The organism is Mesorhizobium sp. M4A.F.Ca.ET.050.02.1.1, from assembly GCF_003997725.1.
In the GTDB taxonomy this organism is placed as follows: domain Bacteria; phylum Pseudomonadota; class Alphaproteobacteria; order Rhizobiales; family Rhizobiaceae; genus Mesorhizobium.
The window spans coordinates 1-4,225 of record NZ_RZSG01000523.1 but is presented as its reverse complement, the minus strand read 5'-3'; the positions used below and the strand labels follow the sequence as shown (position 1 = coordinate 4,225).

Sequence of the window (4,225 nt, the reverse complement as noted above, 5' to 3'; positions counted from 1 at the left end):
GCTTCGGCATCGCAGGTCCAGGCGGCGCCGGCCCAACCGGCCGAGGACCCGATCCAGCTTCTCGAAAAGCTCGGCGGCCTGCTCGCCAAGGGAATCCTGACGCAGCAGGAATTCGATGCCAAGAAGGCCGAGCTGCTGTCCCGAATCAAGTGAGCCCGCAGGCGGGCTCCGTTTCCCCAGCCCTGCCGGTGCCAAGAGGTCCGGCGCATCCAACTCAGGGTTTTCATGCGCAAGTTCGACTGCCCGTCCTGCGGCGCGGATGTCACCTTCCGGTCGGCGCAATCGGTCTATGCCGTCTGCGCCTATTGCCAGTCTATGGTGGTGCGCACGGATGTCGACGTCAAATCGATCGGGGTGATGGCCGCCCTGCCGGACGACATGAGCCCGTTGCAACTGGGCAGCGGCGGCTATTTCGAGCAGCAGCCCTTCACGCTCATCGGGCGGCTGAAGATTGGCTGGCGCGACGGGTTGTGGAACGAATGGCACCTGCTGACGGCAGACGGCCGGCGCGGCTGGATCGGCGAGGCGCAAGGGTCTTTCTCCATCAGTTTCGAACTGGAGAGGCCTCTGCCGCGCGACGTCGAGGTGACGCTTGACCACTGTCACGGGTTGCTGACAAGCGGCAAGCCCGCCGCCGAGGCAAGGCCCGGCTTTGCCGTGCAACTCGGCGGCACCACGCTGCGCGCGGTCGACATCAAGCTGGCGACCTGCCTGGGATCGGAGGGCGAACTGCCCTTCGCCGCGCCCAAAGGCCGGCGGACAGTCGCGATCGACTGCATCGGCAGGCAGGGCGAGTTCGCCACGCTCGATCATGATGGCCGCGAGGCCCATGCCTATGTCGGCCGCTATGTGGAGTGGGACGCCTTCCGCTTTACCAATTTGCGGCCGCTGGAGGGATGGTGAGCGACCAGCCTTCGATCCTGCCGTCCGCCGAGCCGGCGCCGCCGCCGCGCGCGCCCGGCAGGCCGCGCACCTTCGCCTGCCCGAACTGCGGTGGAGCGGTTACGCTGCGCGCGGCCGGCCAGTCGATCACCGCCACCTGCAGCCAGTGTTCATCAGTGATCGATGTCGCCGACGAGAATCTGCGTATCATAGAGGCGGCACAATCTGCCATGCAGCAGTCCGATATCCCGATCGGTGCCCGTGCCCGGCTCAAGGATATCGAATGGGAAGTCGTCGGCTATATGCGGCGCAGCGACGGGCCTGGCGATTTTCGGTGGACCGAGCACCTGCTGTTCAACCCTTACCACGGCTATCGCTTCCTGGCCGAGGAATACGACCACTGGACCCTGGTGAAGATGCTCAACCGCGACGTGCCGGGCGCGGGCGGCGAGGGCTGGATCGATGCAAATGGGCGCAGCTACCAATTCTTCGGCAAGGGCTTTGCCCGCACCACCTACGTGGCCGGCGAGTTCTTCTGGCGGGCATCGACCTCGGACGTCACCGCGGTAACCGACTATATCGCGCCGCCCTACCGGCTGATGGTGGAGAGGAACGACGAGGAGATCATCGTCTCCGAGGGCGAGTATCTCGATGCGCGCCTCGTCGCCGCCGCCTTCAAGCTGCCGCTGCGCGTGCCTTCGTCCTCCTCAGCCGGCGTCAGCCAGGTCAATCCGTACAAGCCGTCATTCACGATCGTCGCCCTGGCAGTTGTTGCCGCCACGATGCTGCAGGGCACTTTGCTGGCGATCTCGGCAAACGCGCTGGTCAATTCACAAACCTACAATCTGACCGCCGCCGACAAGAACAATACCCTGTCGTCCGGAACGTTCCGGCTGAACAGGAGCGGCAATATCGAGATCGAGACCACCTCCTACCTCAGCAATGACTGGCTCGAGCTCGACATGGCGCTGGTCAACATCGACACCAATCAGAGCTACTCGGTATTTCAGTCACTCGAGCACTACAGCGGAACTGATTCCGATGGTCGCTGGGAGGAGAGGCAATCGCGAGACTTCGCTGTTGCCTCCGGTTCCGCCCGGCACCTACAAATTGCTGATCGAGCCCGATGCCGGCCTGTTCTCCAAGCCGTCATCATTGCTTTCGTCCTCGGCGCCCTTGCCGGCGCAGCCCGTCACCATCACCATTAAATACGACGTGCCGGTTTGGTCGAACTACCTGATTGCCATGGCGCTGTTGCTGGCCGTGCCGGCGATCAGCTTGATCAGGCGAATGATGTTTGAGAAATCGCGCTGGGAAAAGGGTGGCGTTGCCGAGTGATGCGAAGGAGAAAGACATGAGCAAGCTGCACATGATCTATGCCACGCTGGTTGTGCTCGGCATGTCGGCGGCCAACTTCAACGGCTATGCCGTGACCGCGATGTTCAACGGCAAGCAGACTGCCAACCGCGACGTCAACGCATATCACAAATAGGAGGCTTCAATGGATGCGACCGGCCTGATCGAATTGAAATTCGTCGTTGCCTCTTTGGTCTATTCGGGCTTGGGCCTCGTCGTCTTCGTCGTCGCCTTCCTGCTGCTTGATCTGCTGACCCCCAGGGTGCAGGTCTGGAAAGAAATCTGCGAGAAGCAGAACCTGGCCCTGGCGATCTTCCTGGGCTCCGTCGCGATCGGCATCGCACTTATCATTGCCTCGGCCATTCACGGCTGACAGGCGATCCTGCGGCGAGTTGGCGTAAGGCGCTTTCGTGGAAATCCTGCTCCTCTTTTCGGCATTCGTCATCGCGACCTGCGGGCTTGTCTACGAATTGATCGCCGGCACGCTGGCGAGCTACCTGCTCGGCGACTCCGTCACGCAGTTCTCCACCATCATTGGCGCCTATCTTTTCGCCATGGGCGTCGGGTCGTGGCTCTCGCGCTATATCGAACGCAACCTGCTCGCCTATTTCGTCCGTATCGAGCTTATGGTCGGGGCGATTGGCGGTTCCTCGGCCGCGGTGCTTTTCATCTTGTTCGACCAGGTCGCCTCCTTCCGCCTCTGGCTCTATTTTCTGGTCGGTGTGATCGGCATCCTGGTCGGCGTCGAAATTCCCCTGCTGCTGCGCATCCTGGAGGGGCGGCTCGCCTTCAAGGACCTGGTCTCCAAAGTCTTCACCTTCGACTATGTCGGCGCGCTGTTTGCCTCGCTGCTCTTCCCGCTGGTGCTGGTGCCGCATCTCGGTCTGATCCGCTCCGCCTTCCTGTTCGGCATCCTCAACACCATGGTGGCGATCTGGATGCTCTATGCCAACAAGGCCGGCATGATACCCCGGCGGGGCGCGCACAGGGCTGCGGCCTGCACCGTGCTGGCACTGCTCGGAGCCGGCTTCATTTCGTCGGAACGCATCCAGTCGATCTCGGAGGCGAGCATCTATCCGGGCACGGTGATCTTCGCCGAATCCACGCCCTACCAACGCATCGTGGTCACCCGCCAGCAGCGCGACATCCGCCTCTTCCTCAATTCGAACCTGCAATTCTCGTCACTGGACGAATACCGCTACCACGAGGCGCTGGTGCATCCGGCGATGAGCGCGCTCAAGGCGCCACGCAAGGTGCTGATCATCGGCGGCGGCGACGGCCTGGCGCTGCGAGAGGTATTGAAATATCCGGCAGTCGAGGCGGTGACCATGGTCGATCTCGACCCGGCCATGACGCGCCTGTTCTCCAGCAACGAGTTGATGAGGGCACTCAATGGCGGCGCCCTGTCCTCGCCCAAGTTGAAACTCATCAATGCCGACGCCTTTCTCTGGCTGCGGGAACAGAAGCCGGCCGATGCGCGCTTCGACGCCGTGATCATCGACCTGCCGGACCCTTCCAACTTCTCGATCGGCAAGCTGTACTCGCTCACCTTCTACCGCCAGCTGAAATCGGCGCTGAACGATGACGGCATCGTAGTGATCCAGAGCACTTCGCCACTCATCGCGCGCAAATCCTTCTGGTGTGTCGACAACACGCTGGCGGCCGCTGGTTACCAGACCGCCGCCTATCATCTCTTCGTGCCGTCCTTCGGCGAGTGGGGTTTCATCATCGGCTCCTTCTCGCCCTATCGGGTGCCAGAGCACCTGCCCGAGGGGCTGCGCTTCCTCGACCTGCCGACCATGAAGGCGATGTTCCAGTTCCCGCCCGACATGGCGCATGTCGCCACCGCCATCCAGCGGCTCGATGACCAGCCGCTGGTGCGCTATTTCGACGAGGAGTGGGGCGATTACCTCATTTATTGAAAGCCGGAGTGGCGGCCTTCAGACCGGCAAGGAACGACCGTCTTTGAACGTGACGCATCCGAAGA

7 protein-coding genes are annotated in these 4,225 nt (G+C 62.4%); all 7 read left to right on the top strand.

Annotated elements, in window-relative coordinates; translation table 11 throughout:
- Positions 1 to 51 precede the first annotated feature (51 nt).
- The 7 genes from EOA33_RS41370 to EOA33_RS26025 all read left to right on the top strand — a co-directional run bounded on the left by EOA33_RS41370 (position 52) and on the right by EOA33_RS26025 (position 4,160).
- Positions 52 to 153: an SHOCT domain-containing protein gene (locus EOA33_RS41370; RefSeq protein ID WP_281033556.1), complete on the top strand. Its 102-nt coding sequence runs from the start codon at positions 52 to 54 to the stop codon at positions 151 to 153.
- A 72-nt stretch (positions 154 to 225) separates the two neighbouring features.
- Positions 226 to 903, top strand: coding sequence for a DUF4178 domain-containing protein (locus EOA33_RS26040; protein ID WP_127406947.1), 678 nt, complete (start codon positions 226 to 228; stop codon positions 901 to 903).
- Positions 900 to 2,090 carry a DUF4178 domain-containing protein gene (locus EOA33_RS26035; RefSeq protein ID WP_190234376.1) on the top strand — a complete coding sequence of 397 codons (1,191 nt, stop codon included), beginning with the start codon at positions 900 to 902 and terminating at the stop codon, positions 2,088 to 2,090. Before EOA33_RS26040 ends, EOA33_RS26035 begins: the two co-directional genes overlap by 4 nt.
- The gene (locus EOA33_RS39270; protein WP_190234375.1) at positions 2,059 to 2,220 is read left to right on the top strand and encodes a hypothetical protein; all 162 of its coding nucleotides are present in this window, start codon (positions 2,059 to 2,061) and stop codon (positions 2,218 to 2,220) included. The genes EOA33_RS26035 and EOA33_RS39270 overlap by 32 nt, the downstream gene beginning before the upstream one ends.
- A 16-nt stretch (positions 2,221 to 2,236) precedes the next feature.
- Positions 2,237 to 2,374, top strand: a complete 138-nt coding sequence (locus EOA33_RS39265; RefSeq protein ID WP_189347497.1) for a hypothetical protein — start codon at positions 2,237 to 2,239, stop codon at positions 2,372 to 2,374.
- 9 nt (positions 2,375 to 2,383) lie between these two features.
- Complete coding sequence (locus tag EOA33_RS26030; protein ID WP_127406945.1) at positions 2,384 to 2,611, top strand: DUF350 domain-containing protein; 228 nt, start codon at positions 2,384 to 2,386, stop codon at positions 2,609 to 2,611.
- A gap of 37 nt (positions 2,612 to 2,648) precedes the next feature.
- On the top strand, positions 2,649 to 4,160 hold the full coding sequence (locus EOA33_RS26025) for a polyamine aminopropyltransferase (RefSeq protein WP_127406944.1): 1,512 nt from the start codon (positions 2,649 to 2,651) through the stop codon (positions 4,158 to 4,160).
- The last annotated feature ends 65 nt before the right edge of the window (positions 4,161 to 4,225 follow it).